The sequence below is a fragment of the Pseudomonas sp. YJ42 genome (assembly GCF_047225135.1).
Classification (GTDB): Bacteria; Pseudomonadota; Gammaproteobacteria; order Pseudomonadales; family Pseudomonadaceae; genus Stutzerimonas; species Stutzerimonas stutzeri_E.
In genome coordinates this window covers 2,201,675-2,226,954 of sequence record NZ_CP178378.1, presented here as the reverse complement: position 1 = coordinate 2,226,954, position 25,280 = coordinate 2,201,675, and the positions used below count along the sequence as shown (strand labels likewise).

Genomic DNA, 25,280 nt, shown 5'->3' with positions numbered 1-25,280 from the left:
TTCAGTCCTCCTGCAGGCGAGTCAGAAGGCGGCCTTTGCTGATGGCGCCCGCGTAGAACCCTTGGCTGTCCACCACGGGCATCGGTCCCTCGTTGTCCACTAAGCGTTCGATCACCTGATCGAGTGGCTGGTCTTCGGTAAGAGGATCGATCTGTTTCAACACGTCCGCCTCGAGGGCGCAGGTCTGGCCGTTCTCGACCAGCAGGGCGATCCGCTCCAGGCTGATGGAGCCGCGGAATCGTTTGTCTTCGTCGACGATGAAGGCGTAATGCTTGTCCATCGCCTGCAGTTCCTGGCAGACCTGCAGGGCATCCGGCGCTTTACCGTTGTGCACATAGAGCGGAACGCTATCGGACTTGAGCTGGCCGGCGGTGAGGTAGCGGCTGGTGTTGACGGTGTCGAAGAAATTGCGCACGTAGTTGTTGGCGGGGTTATCGATCAGTTCCTGCGGCGTACCGACTTGAATCAGCTTGCCGCCTTCCATGATGCCGATGCGGTTGCCGATGCGCATGGCCTCTTCGATGTCATGGGAGACGAAGATGATGGTGCGTCGGTGAGTCTTCTGCAGTTCCAGCAGTACGTCCTGCATTTCCCGGCGCTTGAGCGGATCGAGGGCGGAAAAGGCTTCGTCCATGATGATCATCGAAGGGTTGACCGCCAGCGCTCGGGCGAGGCCGACCCGTTGTTGCATGCCACCGGACAGTTCGTGGGGATACTTCTGCGCGAAGGTGTCGAGACCGACCTGTGTGAGCACCGCCATGGCGCGCTCCTCACGCTCCTTGCGCCCGATGCCGGCGACCTCCAGCCCGAAAGCCGCATTGTCCAGCACCGTGCGCGACGGCATCAACGCGAAGGACTGGAAGACCATGCTCATGTCGCGGCGGCGCAAGTCGATGAGTTGGGCGTGGGGCAGTTTCGCCACGTTCTGCCCGTCGATGAAGACGTCACCGGCGCTGGGTTCGATCAGGCGGTTGATCAGTCGTATCAGCGTGGATTTGCCGGAGCCGGACAGGCCCATCAGCACGAAAATCTCCCCTTCCTCGACACTGAACGAAACATCACTTACGCCGATGACGGCGCCGCGCTCGGCGAGAATCTTGTCCTTGCTCCAGCCTTGCTTGAGCAAGGCGATGGCTTCTTGTTCTTGTGGGCCGAATACCTTGTACAGGTTCTCGACGACGATTTTTCCAGACTGCATGGGATGGTTCCCCTCAGTAGACATCCAGATCAGCTAAACGGAGTCGAAAGCGCCTTGCGACGCCGTCGGCTAGTGCCAACTGCTATGGCTTTTGGGTTGACATGTTCTTGGACGGAAGCGGTGTCGCGGTGGCTCGACGGGCCGCAGCTGTGCAGGCGAGATGAGTGGTCATCTCGAGCATCGGCTGGCTCGGTATCGTTGTGCATTCACCGTGGTGTCGTAACCGCTTCCATCCTTTGGCAGTGCTAGTAAGCTCATCGTGGTTCGTACGCTCCGTACGGAGCGGAACCGGTACCCATTATTGTTATGTGCACACCCGTTTGGGACGGCTGTAGCTATAGTCGCGCAAGGCATCCAGTGGCCAACGCTATGGCTGGCGGCTGAGGGATATGGCTTAACGATATCCCCCTCTGGCGGCGGCAATTGTCGAGTTACGACGCTTGCATACTGAACGGCGACATGCACTGCCTTAAAAACCATAACAGAAAAAAATTCATCATGGCATCGCTGGGCTTTCAAGCCGTTCCATGGGTTAAGCCTCGATTTTGCTGATGGTCTGCAATGGCGTGGCTTGTAGCGGCCCTTATCATTATGAAAAAAATTCACTGCCCCGGTTGGTTTTATCCGTCTGGGGCCGTCCCTTGGCGGTTTTTCGCCGCATTTTCAAGTGCTCTTGACGTCATAACGCCAGCCTTGTTGCGCCTGCGGCACGAGGTGCGAAGCGCGTTCTTCAGCCGCTTCATTCATTAAACCGTTACGGTTTCGTGGTAGGCGTCGGCTGGCCGCGACGGCCCGGCCCATTCCTTCCAAAAATGCGCTCGCGCGACTCGCCAATAAGGCCCACCGATGGCGCCATCTCGATGGCTGGGTGACGACTGCGCTACTACTGTTCGAGCGGAGCGGGTGACAAGACTCGCGGGTCATTTAGGAGGCAATCTGGCGGATTTGGACATGACTACGTCGGTGCCAGACGTCTATTCGCCCGCAAAACCACCATGATGGCGCCTGTCTTTGAGGCATCCCGTGGAGCGTGCAGCGTGGCGATCAGCGTATTCGACCTTTTCAAAATCGGCATCGGGCCGTCCAGCTCGCATACCGTTGGCCCCATGCTCGCCGGTGCGTTATTCGTCGGCTCCCTGCGCGAGCGTAAGCTGCTGGAGCAGGTCTGGCGTATCGAGGTGCGCCTTTATGGCTCGCTGTCGGCCACCGGGGTCGGGCATGGCACCGACAACGCCGTGATAATGGGGTTGATGGGCGAGCGGCCTGACCTCATCGATCCGGAGCAGATCGCACCGCGCATCGCGGCGCTGCGGTCCTGCGGGCAGCTACGGCTGGACGGACATTGGCCGGTCGCATTCGACTGGTCGAAGGACCTGCTGCTGCTCGAGGAAAACCTGCCTTATCACCCCAATGCCGTCACCTTTATCGCGCACGGGCATTCCGGTGTGCTGCACGAGGACACCTACTATTCCGTCGGCGGCGGCTTTGTGGTCAACGCCGAGCAGGCTGCGGCCGGGCAGCTGGACCAGGACCACACCGTGCTGCCATACGATTTCTCCAATGCCGTCGAACTGCTGCAGCTGTGCAAGCGCCACGGCCTGCGCGTCAGTCAGCTGATGATGGCCAACGAGATGGCTTGGCGCAGCGAGGCTGAGATTCGCCAGGGGCTGTTGCGCCTGTGGGAGGCGATGAAGCTATGTGTCGCCAATGGCTTGCGTCACGAAGGCATACTGCCCGGCGGGCTGAAGGTGCGGCGGCGTGCCGCCAAACTGCACCAGAGTCTGTTGGAGCTGGGTAAGCCGAACGTCATCGGTTCGACCATGAGCGCGATGGAGTGGGTGAACCTGTTCGCCCTGGCGGTCAATGAGGAAAACGCGGCGGGAGGGCGCATGGTTACGGCGCCCACCAACGGCGCGGCGGGCATCATCCCCGCGGTGCTGCATTACTACATGAAGTTCCATCCCGAAGCGTCCGACGACGACGTGGTCAACTACCTGCTCGCCGCTGCATCGATCGGCATCCTGTGCAAGAAGAACGCATCGATCTCTGGCGCTGAGGTGGGCTGCCAGGGCGAGGTGGGTTCCGCCTGCGCGATGGCGGCAGCCGGCCTGGCCGAACTGCTCGGCGCGACGCCGGAGCAGTTGGAAAATGCCGCGGAAATAGGCCTCGAGCATAACCTGGGGCTGACCTGCGACCCCGTCGGCGGCCTGGTGCAGGTGCCCTGCATCGAACGCAACGCCATTGCCGCCATGAAGGCAATCAATGCGGCGCAGATGGCGCTGCGTGGCGACGGTGAGCATTTCATCTCGCTGGATCGCGTTATCCGCACGATGCGCGATACGGGCGCCGATATGCACGACAAATACAAGGAAACCTCTCGTGGCGGCCTGGCGGTCAGTGCGATCGAGTGCTGAGCCGAAGGCGAGCACCGGGAGCACCGCGATGTCCTTCTGTGGTGCGTTTTCGCCGAGTGCGCGAGATGGTATTTGGCCATCTCTCGCGCTGGCCGTTACCCGGTCCTGTTACCAGGCTGTGACAGTGCGCGGATTATGCCGATGGGTATCGCCGACACTGCTACGAAAGTGCTCACAGCGGGTAACGCCCCCGCCTTCCCGATGTTCGCTCCGCTTCCGTCGAGCCTTGTAGTACGGGCCTTTCAGCAGTTTCCGCAGTTTTATTGAACGCGCATTCAAATTAGGCATACAGTTTGCCTTGATAATTGCAAGAGCCGGCGCCGTCGAGCGTCGGAACACAAAAAAGAGTCTCGTCGAAGGCTCACGAGAAATGCCTAGCGTGAGGATCCGTCATTGTCACAGATCAACCCCGGGTTGCAGCCCCCGAATCGGCTCCCACAGACCATCGGCTTCCTGCTGTTGGATAACTTCACTCTCATCTCCCTGGCCTCGGCCGTGGAGCCTTTGCGGATGGCCAATCAGCTATCGGGCAAGGAGCTCTACCGTTGGTTTACCCTGACCCAGACGGGACAGCCGGTGACCGCCAGCGACGGGCTGCAGATCACGCCGGATGCCGGCTTTGATACTGCACCCAGCCTGGATAGCGTGATCGTATGCGGCGGCGTGGACATCCAGCACAGCGTGACTCGCGAGCATCTGCACTGGTTGCAGGTTCAAGCTCGTCACGGGCGTCAGCTCGGTGCGGTTTGCACGGGCAGTTGGGCGCTGGCCAGGGCTGGCTTGCTCGATGGTTATGATTGCAGCGTGCATTGGGAGTGTCTGGCCGCGATGCAGGAAGCTTTCCCTCGCACCTCGGTCACCCCCCGGCTGTTCTCCATCGATCGCAATCGCCATACCGCCTCAGGTGGTACCGCGCCCATGGATCTGATGCTGCAACTGATCGGCGCCCAGCATGGGCGTGAACTGGCTGCGGCAATCTCCGATATGTTCATGTATGAGCGCATTCGCAGTGAACAAGATCTGCAGCGTGTGCCGCTCAAGCACATGCTCGGCACCAACCAGCCGAAGTTGCTGGAAATCGTGGCGCTGATGGAGGCCAACCTGGAGGAGTTGATCGATCTTGACGAGCTGGCCTGCTATGTCAACGTGTCGCGACGTCAGCTCGAGCGATTGTTCCAGAAATACCTGCATTGCTCACCGTCGCGCTATTACCTCAAGTTGCGGCTGATACGTGCCCGTCAGCTGCTCAAGCAGACGCCGATGTCGATCATCGAGGTGGCCTCGGTCTGCGGCTTCGTCTCCACGCCGCATTTTTCCAAGTGCTATCGCGAGTTCTTCGGCATTCCGCCGCGCGACGAGCGTTCTGGTCAGCAATCGGCGCAGGTAGTCGCTCTGATACCTCGTCCCGATGATGGCAGCCGAAATCCCGCCACCATGGCTGCGTTGCAACGAGCCCAAGGCGAGTCGACCTTCGCCAGCGTGCGCGTCTGACGTAGCCCACGTCCTGTCCCATAACGGTGGATGACGGCGTCATCCACCTTTTTCTTAGCTTTTGGCGGCAGCTGCGCTCCGCTGTGCTTCGACACTGTGGCTATGGCAGCAGTGACTCCGCCGCGCGACTCCACAGGTGGCCAGCAAGGTCTAATTGGCCCGTACCAGTGCTGGAAGCAAATTCCGGCTGATGGCCTCACGCACCGCAGGCAGCAGGGTCGCGGAGCCGCCCAACAGTTCCTCTACCAAGCGGCGTAGCGCCTGCGCGCGCTCCTTGGATAGGCCAACGACAGCACGTTCACAGGCCTGTTCGGCCGTTGCGCCGCTGGGAATTTCAAAGCCCAGTGCCACGAGGCGATCACGGAAATCTTCTTGGTCAATCAGATCGGCATGCATCATCGTGTTTTGCTCCTTTGGCTTCGATATTTGAGGTGGCGCTGCGCTCAGCGCAGCACACCCTCGTCCAGTAGTAACTTGAAGATAGCCTCGGCACCTGCTTGCGGCGACACGTCTTGGAGAACCTGTCCGCCGCCCCCTGAGGCCTTGGCGGTGGCCGCCTTCATCCGTTCGGCGCCGGTCTTGGCCTTGATAACCTTCAGCCGTTTGGGACGTGGTCGTGCCGGTTGCAGTTGCGATTCGTCCAGCAGGCTGTCTTCGATCACGGCGACATCCTCGGCGAGCAGCTGGCCACGGCGGGCCGGACCGAAGGCGTTCTGGCGCGCCGTCGGCGCAGCGTTGTCGACGCTGGCGACAAACGGTAGCCGCACCTTTAGCCGGCGTCGCTGGCCGCGGGGCAGGGCCTGCAGCACCTGGGCTACGCCGTTGTCGACCTTCTCTACCTCTGCCAGACCGACCACCAGGGGCCAGCCCAGACGTTCGGCCAGCAGATAGGGCAAGAGCCCTGAACCTTCACCGGTTTCCGCCTGGCTGCCAGTCAGCACCAAGTGGGCGCCAGCATCCCGCAAATAGTTGTTCAACAGCGGCAGTGCATCGCAGTGGCTGGGCTGCTCGAGCACGGTCATCTCGCTCAGGCCCATGCCCAGATAGGCGCGCAACGCCTGCTCCTGTGGGTTGCCGGCGTGCAGCAGCTGCAGCCGATCGCCGGCCAGCCGCAGGCCGAGCTCGACGGCGCGGGCGTCCTGCTCGGCGCGGCGGGCGCGGCCCGAGGTCGGGTGAGCGCCGACCGAGACCAGGGTGATGATGTTCAAGTCAGTCATGGCGCGACTCCGTAGGGTGGAAGACGCTTTTCTCTTCCGCCATCAATGTGCGGCCTTCCGCGGTGAATGGGTGAAGCGCCATCCAACTTGCGAGGCTTTTACCGGCCAGCCGTTTATGCCGCATCGCGTGCGCCTCCTTGGCGATATTGCGTGACCAGCTCGATCAGCGCGGCGAGGATCTCGGTGGAGTCACCGATGACCGCCAAGTCGGCGCGTTTGATCATGTCGCAGCCAGGATCCATGTTCACCGCCACCACCTTGTCGCAGGCGCCGATACCCTGCAGATGCTGGATGGCACCGGAGATCCCCACGGCCATATAGACCCGCGCGGTGACCCAGGTGCCGGTGGCACCGACCTGGCGGTCGCGCGGCATGAAGCCGTCATCCACCGCCACCCGCGAGGCGCCCTCGGTGGCGCCGAGTGCTTCGGCGGCCTGATGGAACTGGGCCCAGTCCTTGACCCCGTTGCCGCCGGAGAGAATGAACTCGGCTTCGGCCATTGGGATCAGGGCCGGATCTACGGCCACCGCGCCGAGGTCTTCGATGCGTGGCAGGCAGCGGGTGATATTGGTTTCCAGCGGCAATGCGCGCACTTCATGGCGGGTATCGCTGACCGGATCGGCGCACTCGACGGCGGCCAGAATCAGACGCGGCGCCTTGCGTACCAGATCCTGCTGGCCGGCACCGGCGCGGCCGATGCACTGTCCGTCGGCGACCTGCCAGACGCGGGTGGCAGGGCGCTCGCCGAGTTTGGCACCGAGGCGTCTGCCGAGCTCGCCACCACCGGTGCGGCTGTCCGGTAGCAACCAGTAACGTGGCGCCAGTTGGCTTTCCACCGCGCTGAGGGCCAGTACCCGCGCTTCCGGCGCGTAGCCATCGAAGGCCTCGCCCTCGATATGCACCAGGCGGTCGACACCCGCGGTGTCGAAGGCGGTTTCCTTGTATTCGCCAAAGACCACGGCAACCACGGCGCCCGCGTCACCGGCCAGCTTGTTGGCCAGGCCGAGCAGGTCCTTGTCGTGGCTGCTCAGGCGGCCACCGACCATGTCCGGCACCACGGCAATGTAGAAGGCCGGTTGCTCGACCACATGCAACGGCAGTTGAACCTCAACGCTGGCGGCGCTGCGCTTGGCGGTGCCGCCTTGCTGGGCACCGCTGCGGTCGATGCGCTTGAGCCCGTTGGGGCCGATGAAGCCGACCGCGTGCGGGTTCTTGCGGATGATGCCGTTGGGCCCCATCCAGCTGGTTTCGGCCTTCTGCATGGCTGCGTGCAACGGATGCAAGCGGTTGCGGGCGATCCACTCGGCGCGAGGGTCGCGGCGGATGATGTCGCTCATCAGTGCACCTCCAGGGCTTCAGGCTTGGCTGTCGCGACCTTTTTTGCCGGGGCGGGTGTCTCCAGCAATACGTCCGCGACCAGCTCGGCGATGTCCTTGATCTGCGGCCGCGGTTCGACCACGCCTTCGAGCATCGCGGTGCATTGGGGGCAGCCCACGGCCACCAGTTCGGCGCCGGTTTCCTTGATGTCGACCATGCGCATATCGGGAATCCGCTGCTTGCCGGGAATGTCAGTGATCGGGGCACCGCCACCACCGCCGCAGCAGCGTGAACGGAAGCCGGAACGCTCCATTTCCTTGACCTCGATGCCGATGGCTTTGAGGACGCTGCGCGGTGCTTCGTACTCGCCGTTGTAGCGGCCCAGGTAGCAGGGGTCGTGATAGGTCACGCTGCCACCTTTGTGCTGACCCAGGTTGAGTTTCTGTCCGCTGATCAGCTCTTCCATGTAGGTGCTGTGGTGCAACACCAGATATTCGCCGCCCAGTGCGCCGTATTCGTTCTTCAGCACGTGGAAGCTGTGCGGATCGCAGCTGACGATCTTGTTGAAGCGGTACTTGGCCAGGGTCTCGATGTTGCGTTTGGCCAATGTCTGGAAGGTCGCCTCATCACCGAGACGGCGTGCCACGTCACCGCTGTCACGCTCTTCCAGGCCGAGCACGGCGAAGTCGACTTCGGCGGCTTTGAGTACCTTGACGAAGGCGCGCAGGGTGCGCTGGTTGCGCATGTCGAAGGCACCGTCGCCCACCCAGAACAGCACGTCGGCCTGTTTCTTCTCGCTCATCAACGGCAGGTTCAGGTCGGCAGCCCAGTTGAGGCGACCACCTGGGGCGAAGCCGCCCGGGTTGTCGGTGGCGATGAGGTTGTCCAGCACCTCGGCGCCCTTGTTCGGCGTGGCACCTTTTTCCAGGGTAAGGTGGCGGCGCATGTCGACGATGGCATCGACGTGCTCGATCATCATCGGGCACTCCTCGACGCAGGCGCGGCAGGTGGTGCAGGACCACAGCGTTTCCGCCTCGACCAGGCCCTTGCCCTCGGCGAACACGATGGGCTGATGTGGATTGCCGCCGTGTTCACCGACCGGAATGCCCGGATAAGGGCTGCCGAAGTAACCCTTGTCACTGCCACCGGCGAGGCCGACGACCATGTCCTGGATCAGCTTCTTCGGGTTCAGCGGCTGGCCTGCGGCGAAGGCCGGGCAAGCTGCCTCGCAGCGACCGCACTGCACGCAGGCATCAAAGCCGAGCAACTGGTTCCAGGTGAAATCCTTGGGTTTTTCCACGCCCAACGGTGCGTTCGGATCAGTCAGATCAAGGGCCTTCAGGCCGCTGGAGCGAGCCGCACTGGCATTGTGCGGGGTGCGGAAACGCTCAGGACGGCGATGCCAGGCCAGGTGCAGAGCACCGGCGAAGGCATGCTTCATCGGCCCGCCCCAGGTCATGCCGAAGAACATCTCGGACACGCCCCAGGCCACGCCCAGCGCCAGCACGGCAGCCAGGATCCAGCCGCCGAAATCTTCCGGCAGGATGCCAGCCACCGGCAGGGTGGCGATGAAGAAGCTGAACGAGAACATCAGCAAGCTCTTCGGAAGGCGCATCCAGGGGCCTTTCGACAGCCGTGCCGGCGGGTTCCGGCGGCGTTTGGCGACGAACAGCGCGCCGACGAACATCAGCACGCACGCGGCGAGTAGGGCGAAGCCGAGAATCCGGCTCTGCAGACCGAAGCCATGCACGACGATCGCCAGCAAAGCTGCCAGGACAAAGCCGCCAGCCGTGGCAACGTGAGTCTTGGACATGTATTTGTCGCGCTCAACCACATGGTGCAGATCGACCAGGTAGCGCCGCGGCATGGCCATGAGGCCGCCGAACCAGTTGACCTTCGAAGGGCGACCACGGCGCCACATGGCGAAGCGCCTGCCTGCGCCGAGTACGGCAAGCCCGAGGGCGGCGAACAGCAGGATGGGAAGAATTGTATTCAGCATTGCAGCTCACCCTGTGGGGAGCTGGAAGCAGCAAGCAAGAAGCTGGAAGCGGTTCGGGCCGCTTTTTTACTTCTAGCTTCTGGCTTCCAGCTTCAAGCTTTTCTTAGAAGTCTTTGCACAGCCGCAGCGCGTCATAGATCGCTGCGTGGGTATTGCGCTGGGCTACGCAGTCACCGATGCGGAACAGCAGATAGCCGTCGCCGCTCTGCGAAAGACAAGGTTGCGGTTGGATGGCGAACAGCGCCTCGACGTCGATCTGGCCCTTGTTGCGCGAACCTTCCTTGAGCGCGTAATACAAGGTTTCGTCCGGGCGCACGCCGTTTTCCACCACCACTTGGTCGACCACCCGCTCTTCTTGCGCGCCGGTGTATTCGTTTTCCAGGACCGCCACCACCTTGTCGCCCTCGCGGTAGACCTTTTCCAGCATCAGGTCGCCGGTCATGATCACTTCCTTCGGGTACAGGCTGCGGTAGTAGGTGGGGAAGCTGGTGCCGCCGACGGCCACGCCGGGTTTGATGTCGTCGGTGACGATCTCCACCTTGGCACCTTTCTCGGCCATGAAGTCAGCCACCGACATGCCGGTGAACTCGCAGATGGTGTCGTAGACCAGCACGTTGTTGTCGGGCGCCACCTTGCCGTCGAGGATGTCCCAGCTGCTGACCACCAGGCCTTCTTCCGCGCCCCAGTGCTCGTTCTGCTCGATGAACGGATGGCCGCCGTTGGCCAGCACCACGATGTCCGGACGCAGATCGAGAATGGTTTCGACATCCGCACCGGTGCCCAGGCGAAGGTCGACGCCGAGGCGAGCGATCTCCAGCTGGTACCAGCGGGTGATGCCGGCCATCTGATCACGTTGCGGCGCCTTGGCGGCCAGGCTGATCTGTCCTCCGAGGCTGTCCTTCTTCTCGAACAGGGTGACGTCATGGCCGCGTTCCGCCGCCACGCGTGCCGCCTCCATGCCTGCTGGGCCGCCGCCGACGATCACCACCTTGCGCTTGGGCCCGGTGGATTTCTCGATGATGTGCGGCAGGCCCATATACTCGCGGCTGGTGGCGGCGTTCTGGATGCAGAGCACGTCCAGGCCCTGGTACTGGCGGTCGATGCAGTAGTTGGCGCCGACACACTGCTTGATCTGGTCTACCTGGCCCATCTTGATCTTGGCGATCAGGTGCGGGTCGGCGATGTGCGCGCGGGTCATGCCAACCATGTCCACGTAACCGCCTTCGAGGATGCGCTGGGCCTGGTTCGGGTCCTTGATGTTCTGCGCATGCAGCACGGGGACATTGACCACTTCCTTGATACCGGCGGCCAAGTGCAGGAACGGCTCCGGCGGATAGCTCATGTTCGGGATAACGTTGGCCAGAGTGTTGTGAGTATCACAACCCGAGCCGATCACGCCGAAGAAGTCGACCATGCCGGTGGCATCGTAGTACTTGGCGATCTCTTTCATGTCCTCATGGGTGAGGCCGTCCGGGTGGAACTCGTCGCCGGTGATGCGCATGCCGACGCAGAAATCGTCGCCCACCTCGGCTCGCACGGCCTTGAGGACTTCCAGGCCGAATTTCATGCGCCCCTCGAAGGTGCCACCCCATTCGTCGGTACGCTTGTTCACGCGCGGCGACCAGAACTGGTCGATCAAGTGCTGGTGCACGGCGGACAGCTCGACGCCGTCCAGGCCGCCTTCCTTGGCGCGGCGTGCGGCCTGGGCATAGTTGCCGATGATGCGCCAGATCTCTTCCGGCTCGATGGTCTTGCAGGTGGCGCGGTGTACGGGTTCACGAATACCCGACGGCGACATCAGGGTCGGCCAGTTGAAGCCGTCCCAGCGCGAGCGACGACCCATGTGGGTAATCTGAATCATGATCTTGGCACCATGCTTGTGCATGGCGTCGGCAAGGTTCTGAAAATGCGGAATGATCCGGTCGGTGGCCAGGTTGACCGAGCTCCACCATTCCTGCGGGCTGTCGATGGCGACCACCGAGGAACCGCCGCAGATGGCCAGGCCGATGCCGCCCTTGGCCTTCTCTTCGTAATACTTCACGTAGCGCTCGGTGGTCATGCCGCCGTCGGTGGCATAGACCTCTGCGTGGGCGGTGCTGATCACACGGTTGCGGATGGTCAGTTTGCCGATCTGGATGGGTTGGAACATTGCTTCGAAAGCCATGGCGGCATCCTCTGAAAACTACTGCGCTCGGTTATGCGGCGTTGGAGGCAGAAGCGAAAGTGCTCATTTACAACAGTAAACTCCGCTCTTCGCTTCTGCCTCCGCCTTGCCTACCCTTCGCTCGCTACGTTTTCGATCACGGTTGAAAGTTGTTTTTAGAGTGGTTTGACGCGGAACAGCCCGTGGTCGTGGCCTTCCTGCGAGGCGCCATAGACCTGTTCGGCGACGGTGCGGATGCTGCTGCCCTGCGCCTGTAGAATCTGGTCCATGGCGCCGGCGAACCAGCCGGTGAACATGTAGTCCACCGGGCGACCGCATTTGCCGTAGACGTACACGAAGGCCGAGTGGTCCAGGCGCACCTCGCAGGTACCAGCGTCCAGGTCGATCGCCTGGATCTTGAACAGCCCCCAACCGCGCTGCGACAAGCGCTTCATGTAGTGTTCGAAGACTTCAACGCCGACCAGGCCGTGGCACTCGGCTTCCTTTTCGCACCAGTGCCAGGCCGATTTGTAGCCGGCCTTGTAGAGAATCTCAGCGTACTTGTCGGCGCCCAGGACTTCTTCGATACCCATGTGGTTATTGACGAAGAAGTGCCGGGGCACATAGAGCATGGGCAGGGCATCGGTGGTCCAGACGCCGGTTTCGTCGTCGACCTGGATGGGCATCTCGGGGGCATGTGTGGACATGTGGATCAACTCCGAATTCAAAAGTCAGGTGTAGGGTGGATCGGGACGCGCAGTTGGCGCCTTGTCTCCACCGCAAAGATGATTGGTGGATGAAAAAAGCGTCATCCACCCTACGTTCGTTTACTCGCCCCAGACGTCTTTGAGCACGCGCACCCAGTTCTCGCCCATCACCTTGCGCACGGTGCGTTCGGACATGCCGCGCTTGAGCAGGGTCTCGGTGAGGTTGGGGAACTCGCCCACAGTGCGGATGCCCAGCGGGTTGACGATCTTGCCGAAGCTGGTCAGGCGACGGGCGTAGCCCTTGTCATGGGTCAGGTACTCGAAGAAGTCCTGGCCATGGCCCTGGGTGAAGTCGGTACCGATGCCGATGGCGTCTTCGCCGACCAGGTTCATGACGTACTCGATGGCCTCGGCGTAGTCGTCGATGGTCGAGTCGATGCCCTTGGCCAGGAAAGGCGCGAACATGGTCACGCCGACGAAGCCGCCGTGGTCGGCGATGAACTTCAGTTCCTCATCGGACTTGTTGCGCGGATGCTCTTTCAGGCCCGATGGCAGGCAGTGGGAGTAGCAGACCGGCTTCTTCGACTCGAGGATGACTTCCTCGCTGGTCTTGGAACCGACATGGGACAGGTCGCACATGATGCCGACGCGGTTCATCTCGGCGACGATCTCGCGACCGAAGCCGGACAGGCCGCCGTCGCGCTCGTAGCAGCCGGTGCCGACCAGATTCTGGGTGTTGTAGCACATCTGTACGATGCCCACGCCGAGCTGCTTGAACACCTCGACGTAGCCGATCTGGTCCTCGAAGGCATGAGCGTTCTGGAAGCCGAACAGGATGCCGGTCTTGCCCAGTTCCTTGGCTTTGCGGATGTCAGCAGTGGTCCGCACCGGCATCACCAGGTCGCTGTTCTCGCGGATCAGCTTCTGGCTGGCAGCGATGTTGTTTACCGTGGCCTGGAACCCTTCCCATACCGAGACGGTGCAGTTTGCGGCGGTCAGGCCACCCTTGCGCATATCCTCGAAGAGCTCGCGGTTCCATTTGGCGATAATCAGGCCATCGATGACGATGCTGTCGGCGTGCAGTTCGGTTGGGTTCATCAGGTCACTTCCCCGGTGTGGCGCAGCGAATCTTTTGTCGGCGCTTTGGGGGGAGCATATCCCTGGGGGGCGGGGCGACCCGGTGCAAAAGCGACTGGGGTATTGCCGAAAACGTCAAAGGACGGTCGCGAATGGACAGGTCCGACCGTGGACCTCAGGCTGGGAGCCGGAGCATTCTGGCCAGGCTTGCTCAGCGCGCCGTCGCGAGCAGCTCGTGGCGATCCTGGCTGGGGCTGGCAGCAAAGCGCGAACGGTAGCAGCGGGAGAAATAGGAGGGCGATTCGAAACCGCAGGCCACCCCGATCTCCAGTACGCTCATGTCGGTCTGGCGCAGCAACTGCCGGGCTTTGTCCAGGCGCAGGGCCAGATAGAAGGCCGACGGCGTTTCGCTGAGGTGCTGGCGAAACAGGCGTTCCAGTTGCCGTGGCGTCACATTGACTAGTTCGGCGAGTTCCTGGGAGCAGAGCGGCTGTTCGCTATGGCGCTCCATCTCGCTGATCACCTGCACCAGCTTCTTGTTATGTATGCCGTAGCGGCTGGCGATCTGCATCCGTTGGTGGTCCTGGCGCGAGCGGATGCGGCCAACCACGAACTGTTCCGAGACGGCCACCGCCAGGGTTTCGCCATGGTCGCGGCCGATCAGCGTCAACATCAGGTCCAGGCTGGCCGTTCCGCCTGCACTGGTGATGCGCCTGCCGTCGACTTCGAACAGTTCCTGGGTCACGTTCAGGTGGGGGTAGCGCTCCTGAAAGGCGCCGATGGCTTCCCAATGCAGCGTCAGGCGTTGCGTGCCGAACAGTTCGGCTTGTGCCAGAACGAAGCTGCCGGTGTCGATGCCACCGAGCATCGCCCCCTCGCGTTCGATTCGATGCAGCCAATGAGCGAGGCGCGTATCGAAGGTCGCCAGCGGGTCGAAGCCGGCCACCACGAATAGCGTGTGGCATGCGTTCGGTGCTTCCAGCGCACCATCGACGTTGAGCGACATCCCATTGCTGCTGGCGACTGCTGCGCCATCCTGGCTTAGCAGACGCCAGCGATACAGCTCGCCGCGAAACCGATTGGCCACACGCAGCGGCTCTATGGCCGACATAAGGCCCATCATGGAAAAGCCCGGAAGCAGGAGAAACCATAGGGTTTGAGGCATCGGAAATCCCGTTCTGATGACGCTAAAAGCAGCGGTTGGCGTTGCTGGCAAGTGTTCGCTGCAGTTCACAGCAAGTGGTCGCTTCAGTTCAACAGACAGTCGCTTTAGTTCGTTTTTCAGCGCGCGCCGCTGCGTACTGTGGCCATATCGGGCGCAGTAGATACCGTTCACGGGGCGCCATTGCACCCCGCATGAGCGGATTATCTGCTCCGACAGGGAACAGAGGCCTCTGCACGACAACAAACAGGGCGCGAGCGTCCTGATAAATCGAACCCTTCAGGGGAGCGCCAATGAAAGGTCTTAGCACAATCGCCGGCTGCTGTTTACTCAGCCTGTTCAGTTCACCCCTGCTGGCCGCAGACGACGCCAGTTGCCAGGAGATCCGCCTGGGTGCGGTCGGCTGGACCGACGTGGTCGCCACCACGGCGGTCGCCAGCGAGCTGTTGGGCCGCCTTGGCTACGAAACCATCCAGACCCAGGCATCGCAACAGATCATTTTCGCCGGCATCCAGAAAAACCAGATCGATGCATTTCTCGGCTATTGGAAGCCGATCATGGACGACAACATAAAGCCGTTCCTGGACCGTGACGCGGTCAAGGTCGCGCCCGAGCCATCGCTCGATGACGCCATCGCGATACTCGCCGTGCCGACCTACACCGCCGAGGCGGGCCTGAAGACCTTCGCCGATATCGCCCGGTTCAAGGATCAGCTCGATGGCAAGATCTACGGCATCGAGTCCGGCTCCGGCGCCAACACTGCCATCCAGAAAATGATCGACGAAGATCAGTTCGGCCTGGGCGGGTTCACCTTGGTCGAGTCCAGCGAGGGCGCCATGCTGACAGCGGTCAAGCGAGCGGTGAGGGCGGAGAAGCCGGTGCTGTTCTTCGGTTGGAAACCGCATCCGATGAACATTCAGCTGCCGATCACCTACCTGACCGGCAGCGAAAATGTGTTTGGCCCCAACGACGGCGCCGCAACGGTTTCCACGGTCACGGCGCCGGACTTCGCCCAGCGTTGCCCGAATGCCGATCGGCTGCTGACTGGCTTGCGCTTCACCAGTGCCCAGGAGGCCGAACTGATGGCGCCGATCATGGACCGCCAGGCGCCCGATCAGGTGGCCCGCGCCTGGCTCAAGGCCAACCCCGAGGTGGTCAAGGCCTGGCTGGCCGGTGTCACCAGTTTCGATGGCAAGAGCGGTGCCGATGCGGTGATCGCCTCGCTCCAATAGACGACCGTCCCGAACGCAAACTGATACACCCGTGCGCGGCCCACCGCGTACGGCCTCCCATCGCCTGAAACAAGGACCTAACCGTGAACTACGAAGTCATCGTCACCTGTGCGGTGACCGGTGCTGGCGATACCGTCGGCAAGCATCCGGCCATCCCTGTCACGCCCAAAGAGATCGCCGCCGCCGCCATCGAGGCGGCCAGGGCTGGCGCCACGGTCGCGCATTGCCATGTCCGCGACCCGCAGACCGGCAAGCCGAGCCGTGATGTGGCGTTGTACCGGGAGCTGGTCGAGCGCATCCGCGAAAGCGATACCGATGTGATCATCAATCTGACCGCCGGCATGGGCGGCGATCTGGAGATCGGGCGGGGCGAGCAGCCGCTGGAATTCGGTAGCGGTACCGATCTGGTCGGTCCGCTGGAGCGTCTCAAGCATGTGCAAGAGCTGCTGCCGGAGATCTGCACGCTGGATTGCGGCACGCTGAATTTCGGTGATGGTGACTTCATTTACGTCTCCACACCGTCCCAGCTGCGCGCGGGCGCCAAACGCATCACCGAGCTGGGCGTGAAGGCTGAGCTGGAGATCTTCGACACCGGTCACCTGTGGTTCGCCAAACAGATGCTCAAGGAAGGCCTGCTCGATGATCCCCTGTTCCAGATCTGTCTGGGCATTCCCTGGGGCGCACCCGCGGACACCACCACCATGAAAGCCATGGCCGACAACCTGCCGGCAGGCGCGACCTGGGCCGGTTTCGGCATCGGCCGCTCGCAGATGCCGATGGTTGCCCAGGCCGTGCTGCTGGGCGGCAACGTGCGGGTCGGCCTGGAGGACAATCTATGGCTCGACCGTGGTGTGCATGCCAGTAACGGCCAGCTGGTCGAGCGAGCCATCGAGATCATCGAGCGCATGGGTGGACGAGCCTTGACTCCCGCCGAAGGCCGCGACCGGATGAACCTCAAGAAGCGCGGTTGAAACGCCCGTAGGCACCGAGCCCGACGTGCCGGCATTACGCCGTCGCGCCTGGCGCCTCGGCTGCCAATCGAAGCCCCGGGATTGCCGGGACACACAAGCAGGAGCCGCTATGGCCTTTGTCACCGAAATAAAGACCTTCGCCGCCATCGGAACCGGCGTGATCGGCGCAGGATGGATTGCCCGAGCGCTGGCCCATGGCCTGGATGTGCTCGCCTGGGATCCGGCACCGGGTGCCGAAGCGGCTTTGCGTACGCGCATTGCCAATGCCTGGCCGGCGCTCGAAGCGCAAGGCTTGGCGCCGGGAGCCAACCAGGCCCGGCTGCGCTTGGTCGAAACCATCGAGGCCTGTGTGGCGGATGCCGACTTCATCCAGGAAAGCGCTCCGGAGCGTCTCGCACTCAAATGTGAGCTGCACGCGAAGATCAGCGCCGCGGCCCGTCCAAACGTACTGATCGCGTCCAGCACGTCGGGCTTGTTACCCAGCGCGTTCTACGCCGACGCCGTACAGCCCGAGCGCTGCCTGGTCGGGCACCCGTTCAATCCGGTGTACCTGCTGCCCCTGGTAGAAGTGGTTGGAGGCGGGCGGACCGCACCGGAGGCCGTACAAGCCGCTGTCGACATCTATGAAGCATTGGGAATGCGCCCGCTGCATGTGCGCAAGGAAGTGCCTGGCTTCATTGCCGACCGCTTGCTCGAAGCGCTGTGGCGCGAAGCCTTGCATCTGGTCAACGATGGTGTCGCCACCACCGGAGAAATCGATGATGCGATTCGCTTCGGTGCCGGCCTGCGATGGTCGTTCATGGGGACATTTCTCACCTATACCCTGGCGGGCGGTGACGCCGGTATGCGCCATTTCATGGCTCAGTTCGGGCCGGCCTTGCAGTTGCCATGGACCTATCTGGAGGCGCCGGAATTGTCCGGCGCGTTGATCGACAAGGTGGTCCAAGGCACGACCGAACAGCAGGGCGCCCGCGGCATCGCCGAGCTGGAGCGCTATCGTGACGATTGTCTATTGGCCGTAATGGCCGCGATCAAGCAAACCAAGGCACGCCACGGTTTCGATTTTGCAGACTGACTACGCCATATGGGCAGTGCTTCATGCCGCGTGCCTAGCCGCAATGGCGTAGAGGATGAAGCCATACGCCGTTCGCTGCTAGATTGCCCGTTCGGTCTTCGAGTCCGCCGCAACGGGCTCTTGCCACTCGACTTCCGTCTCCGAGGATCACCATGCTTCTGACCAGCTACCGCACCGTCATCCCGGCCGAATGGGTGGACTACAACGACCACCTGCGTGATGCCTTCTACCTGCTGATCTTCAGCTACGCCACGGATGCGCTCATGGATCGCATCGGCCTGGATGCAGCCGGGCGTGAGCGCACGGGGCATACGCTGTACACCCTGGAATGTCATCTCAACTACCTGAACGAGGTGAAGCTCGGCAGCGAAGTCGAGGTACGTACCCACCTGCTGGCATACGATCACAAGCGGTTACACGTTCATCTGGGTCTCTATCGTCCCGGTGACGAGCAGTTGCTGGCGGCCAGCGAGCAGATGTTGATGAATGTCGATCGCGGCGTTGCGCGTTCGGCGCCGTTCGACGAGGAGGTGCTGGCGCTGGTGCAGGCGCTGCACGAGGCGCAGCGGGACCTGCCCAGGCCCATCCATATCGGACGGGTCATCGGTCTGCCAGGCTAAGTGGTGTTCGCATCGGGTCGCCGGGTGTGCATGCTCTAAGCCGGCGCTCCCGCAACCAGGCGTGGCGTTCCGACTGTATCTAGCGGGCAGCGCCCGAACAGCGAGTCGATAGGCGCTCGCCAAAAAAAGAGGAGCCGTAAGGCTCCCCAAAGTGCTTCATGTCAGGGGCCTGCGGAAGCGATCCGCAGGGAGAGTTACCTGCCGGCGACCGAGCAGGCGGCGAATCAGGCTGCGCTGAACATCTTGTGCGGGTCGATGACGAATTTCTTCGGCACGCCGGCATCGAACTCGCCGTAGCCCTGGGGTGCCTGGTCCAGGCTGATCACTTGCACGCCGACAACCTCGGCGATATTGATGCGGTCCCACATGATCGCCTGCATCAGCGCGCGGTTGTACTTCATCACCGGCGTCTGGCCAGTATGGAAACTGTGCGACTTGGCCCAGCCCAGACCGAAGCGGATGCTTAGGCTGCCCATTTTCGCTGCGGCGTCCACCGCACCCGGATCCTCGGTCACGTACAGACCGGGAATACCGATCTTGCCGGCGACTCGAACCACGCCCATCAGCGAGTTGAGCACGGTGGCTGGCGCCTCGTGCTTGGCGCCTTCATGACCATGGCCGCGAGCCTCGAAGCCCACGCAATCGACCGCACAGTCGACTTCCGGCTCGCCCAGCAGGGCGGCGATCTGTTCGTGCAACGGGGTGTCCAACGACAGGTCGGCGATCTCGAAACCCTGGGCCTTGGCGTGGGCCAGGCGGGCGGGGTTGAGGTCCCCGACGATCACCACCGCGGCGCCCAGCAGGCGTGCCGAGGCGGCAGCCGCCAGACCGACCGGGCCGGCGCCGGCGATGTACACCGAGCTGCCTGGGCCGACACCGGCGGTGACCGCGCCGTGGTAGCCGGTGGGCAGGATATCCGACAGGCAGGTCAGGTCGCGGATCTTCTCCATCGCCTTGTCGCGGTTGGGCAGCTTGAGCAGGTTGAAGTCGGCGTAGGGCACCAGCACGTATTCGGCCTGACCGCCGGTCCAGTCGCCCATGTCGACGTAGCCGTAAGCGCCGCCGGCACGCGCCGGGTTGACGGTCAGGCAGACGCCTGTGTGCTGTTCCTTACAGGAACGGCAACGGCCGCAGGCGACGTTGAACGGTACCGAGACCAGGTCGCCGATCTGCAGGTTCTCGACATCGCTGCCTTTCTCGATGACTTCCCCGGTGATCTCGTGACCGAGCACCAAGCCGACCTGGGCGGTGGTGCGGCCGCGCACCATGTGCTGGTCAGAGCCGCAGATGTTGGTGGAAACGACACGCAGGATCACACCGTGTTCGATCTTGCGCCCGCGGGGGTCCTGCATCTTGGGATAGTCGATTTTCTGGACTTCGACCTTGCCTGCGCCGAGGTAAACGACGCCACGATTGTCAGCCATCTGCCTTTCTCCTTTGTGTTTTTGTGAATACAAGGCGCGACGGGAGGCCGCGCGGGCTTGTAGTGGAGCTTTCAGTTGCCGCCTGGGTCAGCCGGCAGTTGTCTATTGCGGATCTGCTCGCCGCTTCGCGGATCGCAGTTCCATGGTGTCCGAGCCTTACAGCACTACTGTGCGGTTGGCATGCAGGAACACGCGTCGTTCGAGGAAATAGCCGACCGCCTTGGCCAGCGTCAGACATTCGATGTCGCGGCCCTTGGCGATCAGGTCTTCCGGATAGTGAGTGTGGTCCACCGGCTCGACGCCCTGGGCGATGATCGGCCCTTCGTCGAGGTCGTTGTTGATGAAGTGCGCGGTGGCGCCGACCAGCTTGACGCCTTTCTGGTAGGCCTGGTGGTAGGGCTTGGCACCCTTGAAGCCGGGCAGCAACGAGTGGTGAATGTTGATGGCGCGTCCGTCGAGCGTCCGGCACAGCTCGGGCGAGAGCACCTGCATATAGCGTGCGAGCACCACCAGCTCCGCGCCGCTGTCCTCGATCACTTGCAGCACCCGGCGCTCTTGGGCCGGTTTGTCGCGCGGATCGAGCGGGAAATGGTGATAGGGAATGCCGTGCCAGCGTGCCAGGGGTTCCAGATCCGGGTGGTTGGAAACCACGGCGGCGATGTCCATCGGCAGCTGGCCGATGCGCTGGCGGTACAGCAGATCGTTCAGGCAGTGATCGGACTTGGACACCATGATCACCACCCTGGCCCGGTAACCCGGTGGTGTCAGCTCGGTATGCATTTCGAAGGGCGTGACGCGGTCGATCAGGCCGGTGCGGAAGTCGGCCTCGTCGAAGCCGTCCGGCGCGCGAAACTCGACCCGGATGAAGAAGCGGTTGACCAGGCGATCATCGAAGCTGTGGTGCTCGGTGACGTAGCAGCCCTGTTCGAACAGGTAGCGGGTCACCACATCGACGGTGCCGAGCAGGCTCGGGCTGTGTGCGGTGAGAATCCAGGTATCGGGCGTGCGGCTCATTGTCAGGCTCCCGGTAATCGTTGCCAGGCGTAGGGTGGATGGGGCGTGCAGCTGTCCCTCCACCCATTTACCTTTGCTGTACCACGGTGGACGAAAAAGGCATCGCCCACCCTGCGCTCACGCCTCGATCGCCAGCCCGTACTCGGCGCTGGCATCCTGCAGCCAGAGCCAGATGTAGTCGGCGAAGCTGCGCCGCACCACCAATTCCCATACATGCTCGGCGGTGTGGCGAATCACTAGCTGGCTCTTGGCGAAATGGGTCCCTACCGCCTTGCCCACCGGGAAGTTGCCCGGATGCACGTCATAGGGCGTCGATTTCATCAGCAACTCACGCACCTTTTCTCCGGAGAGTTCGAGCAGGGTTTGTCCGCCGCTGACATTGACCACCTGGATGTGCTGCCCGGACAGCGCGTCGCGCAGCCGCTGTTCGGCGGCGAATTCCTCGCCCTGCGGCACGATCAGCAGCCATTCGTCCGGGCCCATCCACTGCAGCGAGGTCTCGCCTTCGGCCACCAGCGTCAGCGCGACCGGCAACGGGAGTCCGAGGGCCTGCTGCACGCCGTTGGCAAAGGCTGGGTCGTGGGCGTCGCCGCGCAGGGTCAGGTGACCGCGCAGCTTCTTTTCACGCAGGCGGATGCCGGCCCCGGTGCGGCCCTTGCCGACCAACTCGGCGAGGCCGGCATGGTGCAGCGGCGATTGCCCCTCGAGATTGTCCGGGCGTTGTTTGTAAACGTTCACTGCGGTCATGGTTTACCTGCCTGGCGCCGCTAGGCGCCGTTGAATTCCGGGGTGAGGTGGCGAGCCAGCCTCACGCTCACCTCACACGTTCTGCCGCTCGCCTTTCGGGTCGTAGAACACCGAGCTGACAATCTCGGCCTCGATCACGCTGCCATCGACCAGCGGTGCGAAGACTCGCTCGCCGATGCGCTTGAGGCCGCCCTTGACCAGTGCCATGGCGAAGCTGTAACCCATGGCCGCGCTCATGTAGCTGGAGGTGACGTGACCCACCATGGTCATGGGTACGGGCTGTTTCGGGTCGAATACCAGCTGCGCGCCCTCGGGCAGTACCTTTTTCGGGTCCACCGGCTTGAGGCCAACCAGCTGCTTTCGGTTTTCCTTGAGGCAATCCTCGCGGTTCATACCGCGCCAGCCGATCCAGGAGAAGGGTTTGGTACGGCCTACGCACCAGCCCATGTTCAGATCGTCCGGGGTCACGGATCCATCGGTGTCCTGGCCTACGATGATGAAGCCTTTCTCGGCACGCAGTACGTGCATGGTCTCGGTGCCGTAAGGCGTCAGGCCGTGCTTCTTGCCCGCCTCGATGATCTGCTCCCATACCCCCAGAGCGTAGTCGGCCTGGACGTTGACTTCGTAGCTCAGCTCACCGGTGAAGGAGATGCGGAACACCCGCGCAGGTACGCCGCCGACCTTGCCTTCCTTCCAGGTCATGAACGGGAAGGCGTCCTTGTCCAGGTCGATGTCGGTGACCTCGGCCAGCAGCTTGCGGCTGTTGGGACCGGACAGGGTCATGGTCGCCCAGTGGTCGGTGACCGAGGTGAAGTACACCTTCAGTTCCGGCCATTCGGTCTGGTGATAGATCTCCAGCCATTCCATTACCCGTGCCGCGCCGCCAGTGGTGGTGGTCATCAGGAAGTGGTTGTCGGCCAGACAGGCGGTCACGCCGTCGTCGAAAACCATGCCGTCTTCCTTGCACATCAGGCCGTAGCGGGCCTTGCCCACGTCCAGCTTGGTCCAGGCATTGGTGTAGACGCGGTTGAGGAACTCGCGTGCATCCGGGCCTTGGATATCGATCTTGCCGAGGGTCGATGCGTCGAGGATGCCCACCGCATTACGCACGGCCAGACACTCGCGGGCCACGGCGGCGTGCAGATCTTCGCCCTTCTTGGGGAAGTACCAGGGACGCTTCCACTGGCCGACGTCCTCGAATTCGGCGCCGTTCTGCAGGTGCCACTTCTGCATGGCGGTATAGCGCTTGGGCTCGAACAGCTCGCCGCAGTGAGCACCGGCTACGGCGCCGAAAGTCACCGGCGTGTAGTTCGGGCGGAACATCGTGGTGCCCATTTCGGCGATGCCGATGCCCATCGAATGCGCAGCGATGGCCAGGCCGTTGATGTTGCCGAGCTTGCCCTGGTCGGTGCCGAAGCCCAGTGCGGTGTAGCGCTTGACGTGCTCGACCGACTCGAACCCTTCGCGAGTGGCGAGTTTGATGCCGGCCGCAGTGACGTCGTTTTGCAAGTCGACGAATTGCTTGGGCGCACGCTCGGTGGGCTTGTCATGCGGCACATGGAACAGAGCGACGCTGGCTTCCTCGGCGCGCTGTTCGACCCTCGGCACGCTGCCGGTGACTACCTTGAAACCAGTCTCGACGGCCGCTTTGGCACCAGCCTCGAAGCCGTCGGCGAGGGCGTCGCCGAGGGCGAACACGCCGTTCACCGCACCAGCGCAGCTGCGCTGCTGGAAGCCCTCGCCGGGGACGAAGGCGAGAATATCTTCGCGCCAGATCGGACGGCCACCGAGGTGTGAGGCCAGGTGGACCACCGGACTGTAGCCGCCGGAGCTGGCGATCAGGTCGCAGTCAATCACCTCGCCAGAGCTGGTGACTTTATGGTTGGCGATGTCGATGGAGCAGATCCGTGCGCCGGTGACTCGCTTGCTGCCGCGTGCCTCGACCACTGCACTGCCGGTGAGGACACGTACGCCGCGCTTGCGCGCTTCCTCGACCCAGGCGCCACGTGGATTACTACGGGCATCGGCAACCGCCACCACCTGATGGCCGGCGTCCAGCCAGTCGAGCACCGCGCGGTAGGCATAGTCGTTGTTTGTCGACAGTACCAACTGACGGCCCGGTGCCACGCCGTAGCGGCGTACATAAGTGGAAACCGCATCGGCCAGCATGTTGCCGGGCACATCGTTGTTCGAATAGACCAGTGGGCGCTCGTGAGCGCCGGTCGCCAGCACCACACGCTTGGCTCTCACGCGGTGCATGCGTTGACGCACGATTCGCTGGTTGAACGCACCCATGGGTGCTACCTCACCGAGGTGGTCGGCCAGGCGTTGATGAATAGTGAGAAAGTTGTGGTCGTGGTAGCCGTTCACGGTAGCCCGCGGTAGCAATGTCACTTCCGGCATTTTCTCCAGCTCTGCGATGGCGCTCGCGGCCCAGTCGGCGGCGGGTTTGCCATCGAGCTTCTCGCGTGTACTGAGCAGGCTGCCGCCGAACTCTTCCTGCTCATCGGCCAGGATCACCCGGGCACCACTGCGGCCGGCGGCCAGGGCCGCTGCCAGACCAGCAGGGCCAGCACCGACTACCAAGACGTCGCAATGTTGGTTCACGTGGTCGTAGCTGTCCGGGTCATTCTCCGTGGGCGCGCGGCCAAGGCCTGCGGCCTTACGAATGTACTTTTCGTAGGTCAGCCAGAGGTTCTGCGGATACATGAAGGTCTTGTAGTAGAAACCGGGCGGCATCATTCCGCCGCCAACCTTGCCGAGAATCCCCATGAGGTCGGTGTTGACACTCGGCCAGCCGTTCACGCTGTTGGCGGTCAGGCCGGCGTACAGCGCTTGCTGAGTGGCACGCACGTTGGGGATCTGCGCTGCTTCGGTACCACCGATCTGCAGCACGGCATTGGGCTCTTCGGCCCCGGCGGCGACGATGCCGCGTGGGCGCGAGTACTTGAAGCTGCGACCGACCACATCGACACCGTTGGCCAGCAGTGCTGCGGCCAGGGTGTCGCCGGCGTAACCCTGATAGGTTTCGCCGTTGAAGCTGAAGGTCAGGGGCTGGCTGCGGTCGATGCGGCCACCTTGGGAAAGACGATTGACCTGGCTCATGCCGTTACTCCTTGGTCGACAGCCTTCTTCGCAGCGAGCGCAGCCTCAGTCACGCTGGGCCGTTCGCCGATCTTGTAGGTCTCGAGAATTTCGTAGCTCACCGTATGACGGGTGACGTTGAAGTACTGACGGCAGCCCGCCGCGTGAATCCACAGTTCGTGGTGGATGCCGCGCGGGTTATCACGGAAGAACAGGTACTCGCCCCATTCCTCGTCGGTGCAGGCGTTCGGGTCCAGCGGACGGGGAATGTGCGCCTGGCCACCCGCGTGGAACTCTTCTTCGGAGCGCAGTTCGCCACAGTGAGGGCAGAAGATGTGCAGCATGGTCGGTACCTCCAGAAAACCTTCCTCCCTCCGCCGTCGGCGGA

General features: G+C 62.7%; 20 protein-coding genes. 6 read left to right on the top strand and 14 right to left on the bottom strand.

Annotated elements, in window-relative coordinates:
* Nucleotide 1: 1 nt before the first annotated feature.
* Nucleotides 2-1,198: a quaternary amine ABC transporter ATP-binding protein gene (locus ACL0K2_RS10020; protein WP_045160638.1), complete on the bottom strand. Its 1,197-nt coding sequence runs from the start codon at nt 1,196-1,198 to the stop codon at nt 2-4.
* A 1,037-nt stretch (nt 1,199-2,235) separates the two neighbouring features.
* Here ACL0K2_RS10020 and ACL0K2_RS10015 point away from each other — a divergent pair.
* On the top strand, nt 2,236-3,612 hold the full coding sequence (locus tag ACL0K2_RS10015; protein ID WP_413044335.1) for an L-serine ammonia-lyase: 1,377 nt from the start codon (nt 2,236-2,238) through the stop codon (nt 3,610-3,612).
* A 393-nt stretch (nt 3,613-4,005) separates the two neighbouring features.
* Nucleotides 4,006-5,103, top strand: a complete 1,098-nt coding sequence (locus ACL0K2_RS10010) for a GlxA family transcriptional regulator (protein ID WP_413044334.1) — start codon at nt 4,006-4,008, stop codon at nt 5,101-5,103.
* 150 nt (nt 5,104-5,253) lie between these two features.
* Here ACL0K2_RS10010 and ACL0K2_RS10005 read toward each other — a convergent pair whose 3' ends face one another.
* The 8 genes from ACL0K2_RS10005 to ACL0K2_RS09970 all read right to left on the bottom strand — a co-directional run bounded on the left by ACL0K2_RS10005 (nt 5,254) and on the right by ACL0K2_RS09970 (nt 14,728).
* Nucleotides 5,254-5,502: a hypothetical protein gene (locus ACL0K2_RS10005; protein WP_045160641.1), complete on the bottom strand. Its 249-nt coding sequence runs from the start codon at nt 5,500-5,502 to the stop codon at nt 5,254-5,256.
* A gap of 44 nt (nt 5,503-5,546) precedes the next feature.
* Nucleotides 5,547-6,320, bottom strand: a complete 774-nt coding sequence (locus ACL0K2_RS10000; protein WP_045160642.1) for an electron transfer flavoprotein subunit beta — start codon at nt 6,318-6,320, stop codon at nt 5,547-5,549.
* Nucleotides 6,321-6,433: 113 nt separating this feature from the next.
* The gene (locus ACL0K2_RS09995) at nt 6,434-7,657 is read right to left on the bottom strand and encodes an electron transfer flavoprotein subunit alpha/FixB family protein (protein WP_413044333.1); all 1,224 of its coding nucleotides are present in this window, start codon (nt 7,655-7,657) and stop codon (nt 6,434-6,436) included.
* A complete protein-coding gene (gene dgcB, locus ACL0K2_RS09990) occupies nt 7,657-9,636 on the bottom strand; it encodes a dimethylglycine demethylation protein DgcB (protein WP_413044332.1) in 1,980 nt (659 codons plus the stop codon). The genes ACL0K2_RS09995 and dgcB overlap by 1 nt, the downstream gene beginning before the upstream one ends.
* Nucleotides 9,637-9,739: 103 nt before the next feature.
* Nucleotides 9,740-11,800: a dimethylglycine demethylation protein DgcA gene (gene dgcA, locus ACL0K2_RS09985; RefSeq protein ID WP_413044331.1), complete on the bottom strand. Its 2,061-nt coding sequence runs from the start codon at nt 11,798-11,800 to the stop codon at nt 9,740-9,742.
* 155 nt (nt 11,801-11,955) lie between these two features.
* Complete coding sequence (locus ACL0K2_RS09980; protein WP_045160646.1) at nt 11,956-12,486, bottom strand: 4-vinyl reductase; 531 nt, start codon at nt 12,484-12,486, stop codon at nt 11,956-11,958.
* 120 nt (nt 12,487-12,606) lie between these two features.
* A complete protein-coding gene (locus ACL0K2_RS09975; protein ID WP_045160647.1) occupies nt 12,607-13,584 on the bottom strand; it encodes a dipeptidase in 978 nt (325 codons plus the stop codon).
* A 190-nt stretch (nt 13,585-13,774) separates the two neighbouring features.
* Complete coding sequence (locus ACL0K2_RS09970) at nt 13,775-14,728, bottom strand: GlxA family transcriptional regulator (RefSeq protein WP_045160649.1); 954 nt, start codon at nt 14,726-14,728, stop codon at nt 13,775-13,777.
* A 290-nt stretch (nt 14,729-15,018) separates the two neighbouring features.
* On the opposite strand from ACL0K2_RS09970, the gene choX reads away from it, so the two are divergent.
* The 4 genes from choX (at nt 15,019) to ACL0K2_RS09950 (ending at nt 18,623) form a co-directional block, all read left to right on the top strand.
* Nucleotides 15,019-15,957, top strand: a complete 939-nt coding sequence (gene choX / locus ACL0K2_RS09965) for a choline ABC transporter substrate-binding protein (protein WP_413044330.1) — start codon at nt 15,019-15,021, stop codon at nt 15,955-15,957.
* Between the two features lie 83 nt (nt 15,958-16,040).
* Entirely contained in the window at nt 16,041-16,928 is an 888-nt protein-coding gene (locus tag ACL0K2_RS09960) for a 3-keto-5-aminohexanoate cleavage protein (protein ID WP_413044329.1), read from the top strand.
* A 109-nt stretch (nt 16,929-17,037) separates the two neighbouring features.
* Nucleotides 17,038-18,003, top strand: a complete 966-nt coding sequence (locus ACL0K2_RS09955) for an L-carnitine dehydrogenase (protein WP_413044328.1) — start codon at nt 17,038-17,040, stop codon at nt 18,001-18,003.
* Between the two features lie 152 nt (nt 18,004-18,155).
* Nucleotides 18,156-18,623 carry a thioesterase family protein gene (locus ACL0K2_RS09950; protein WP_045160653.1) on the top strand — a complete coding sequence of 156 codons (468 nt, stop codon included), beginning with the start codon at nt 18,156-18,158 and terminating at the stop codon, nt 18,621-18,623.
* A 224-nt stretch (nt 18,624-18,847) separates the two neighbouring features.
* Here the strand turns inward: ACL0K2_RS09950 and fdhA are convergent, their stop codons facing one another.
* The 5 genes from fdhA to ACL0K2_RS09925 all read right to left on the bottom strand — a co-directional run bounded on the left by fdhA (nt 18,848) and on the right by ACL0K2_RS09925 (nt 25,236).
* A complete protein-coding gene (gene fdhA / locus ACL0K2_RS09945; protein WP_021209821.1) occupies nt 18,848-20,047 on the bottom strand; it encodes a formaldehyde dehydrogenase, glutathione-independent in 1,200 nt (399 codons plus the stop codon).
* A gap of 156 nt (nt 20,048-20,203) precedes the next feature.
* The gene (gene purU, locus ACL0K2_RS09940; protein ID WP_413044327.1) at nt 20,204-21,061 is read right to left on the bottom strand and encodes a formyltetrahydrofolate deformylase; all 858 of its coding nucleotides are present in this window, start codon (nt 21,059-21,061) and stop codon (nt 20,204-20,206) included.
* Between the two features lie 117 nt (nt 21,062-21,178).
* Nucleotides 21,179-21,808 (bottom strand): sarcosine oxidase subunit gamma, encoded by a 630-nt coding sequence (locus ACL0K2_RS09935; RefSeq protein WP_413044326.1) that lies wholly within the window; start codon nt 21,806-21,808, stop codon nt 21,179-21,181.
* 72 nt (nt 21,809-21,880) lie between these two features.
* Nucleotides 21,881-24,913, bottom strand: a complete 3,033-nt coding sequence (locus tag ACL0K2_RS09930) for a sarcosine oxidase subunit alpha (RefSeq protein WP_239611619.1) — start codon at nt 24,911-24,913, stop codon at nt 21,881-21,883.
* Nucleotides 24,910-25,236: a sarcosine oxidase subunit delta gene (locus ACL0K2_RS09925; RefSeq protein ID WP_045160657.1), complete on the bottom strand. Its 327-nt coding sequence runs from the start codon at nt 25,234-25,236 to the stop codon at nt 24,910-24,912. Before ACL0K2_RS09925 ends, ACL0K2_RS09930 begins: the two co-directional genes overlap by 4 nt.
* Between the last annotated feature and the right edge of the window lie 44 nt (nt 25,237-25,280).

Bases quoted from the DNA above. Each gene is read 5' to 3' on its own strand.
- ACL0K2_RS10020 (WP_045160638.1), bottom strand. From the start codon at position 1,198: ATGCAGTCTGGAAAAATCGTCGTCGAGAACCTGTACAAGGTATTCGGC.
- ACL0K2_RS10005 (WP_045160641.1), bottom strand. From the start codon at position 5,502: ATGATGCATGCCGATCTGATTGACCAAGAAGATTTCCGTGATCGCCTC.
- ACL0K2_RS10000 (WP_045160642.1), bottom strand. From the start codon at position 6,320: ATGACTGACTTGAACATCATCACCCTGGTCTCGGTCGGCGCTCACCCG.
- ACL0K2_RS09995 (WP_413044333.1), bottom strand. From the start codon at position 7,657: ATGAGCGACATCATCCGCCGCGACCCTCGCGCCGAGTGGATCGCCCGC.
- dgcB (WP_413044332.1), bottom strand. From the start codon at position 9,636: ATGCTGAATACAATTCTTCCCATCCTGCTGTTCGCCGCCCTCGGGCTT.
- dgcA (WP_413044331.1), bottom strand. From the start codon at position 11,800: ATGGCTTTCGAAGCAATGTTCCAACCCATCCAGATCGGCAAACTGACC.
- ACL0K2_RS09980 (WP_045160646.1), bottom strand. From the start codon at position 12,486: ATGTCCACACATGCCCCCGAGATGCCCATCCAGGTCGACGACGAAACC.
- ACL0K2_RS09975 (WP_045160647.1), bottom strand. From the start codon at position 13,584: ATGAACCCAACCGAACTGCACGCCGACAGCATCGTCATCGATGGCCTG.
- ACL0K2_RS09970 (WP_045160649.1), bottom strand. From the start codon at position 14,728: ATGCCTCAAACCCTATGGTTTCTCCTGCTTCCGGGCTTTTCCATGATG.
- choX (WP_413044330.1), top strand. From the start codon at position 15,019: ATGAAAGGTCTTAGCACAATCGCCGGCTGCTGTTTACTCAGCCTGTTC.
- ACL0K2_RS09955 (WP_413044328.1), top strand. From the start codon at position 17,038: ATGGCCTTTGTCACCGAAATAAAGACCTTCGCCGCCATCGGAACCGGC.
- ACL0K2_RS09950 (WP_045160653.1), top strand. From the start codon at position 18,156: ATGCTTCTGACCAGCTACCGCACCGTCATCCCGGCCGAATGGGTGGAC.
- fdhA (WP_021209821.1), bottom strand. From the start codon at position 20,047: ATGGCTGACAATCGTGGCGTCGTTTACCTCGGCGCAGGCAAGGTCGAA.
- purU (WP_413044327.1), bottom strand. From the start codon at position 21,061: ATGAGCCGCACGCCCGATACCTGGATTCTCACCGCACACAGCCCGAGC.
- ACL0K2_RS09935 (WP_413044326.1), bottom strand. From the start codon at position 21,808: ATGACCGCAGTGAACGTTTACAAACAACGCCCGGACAATCTCGAGGGG.
- ACL0K2_RS09930 (WP_239611619.1), bottom strand. From the start codon at position 24,913: ATGAGCCAGGTCAATCGTCTTTCCCAAGGTGGCCGCATCGACCGCAGC.
- ACL0K2_RS09925 (WP_045160657.1), bottom strand. From the start codon at position 25,236: ATGCTGCACATCTTCTGCCCTCACTGTGGCGAACTGCGCTCCGAAGAA.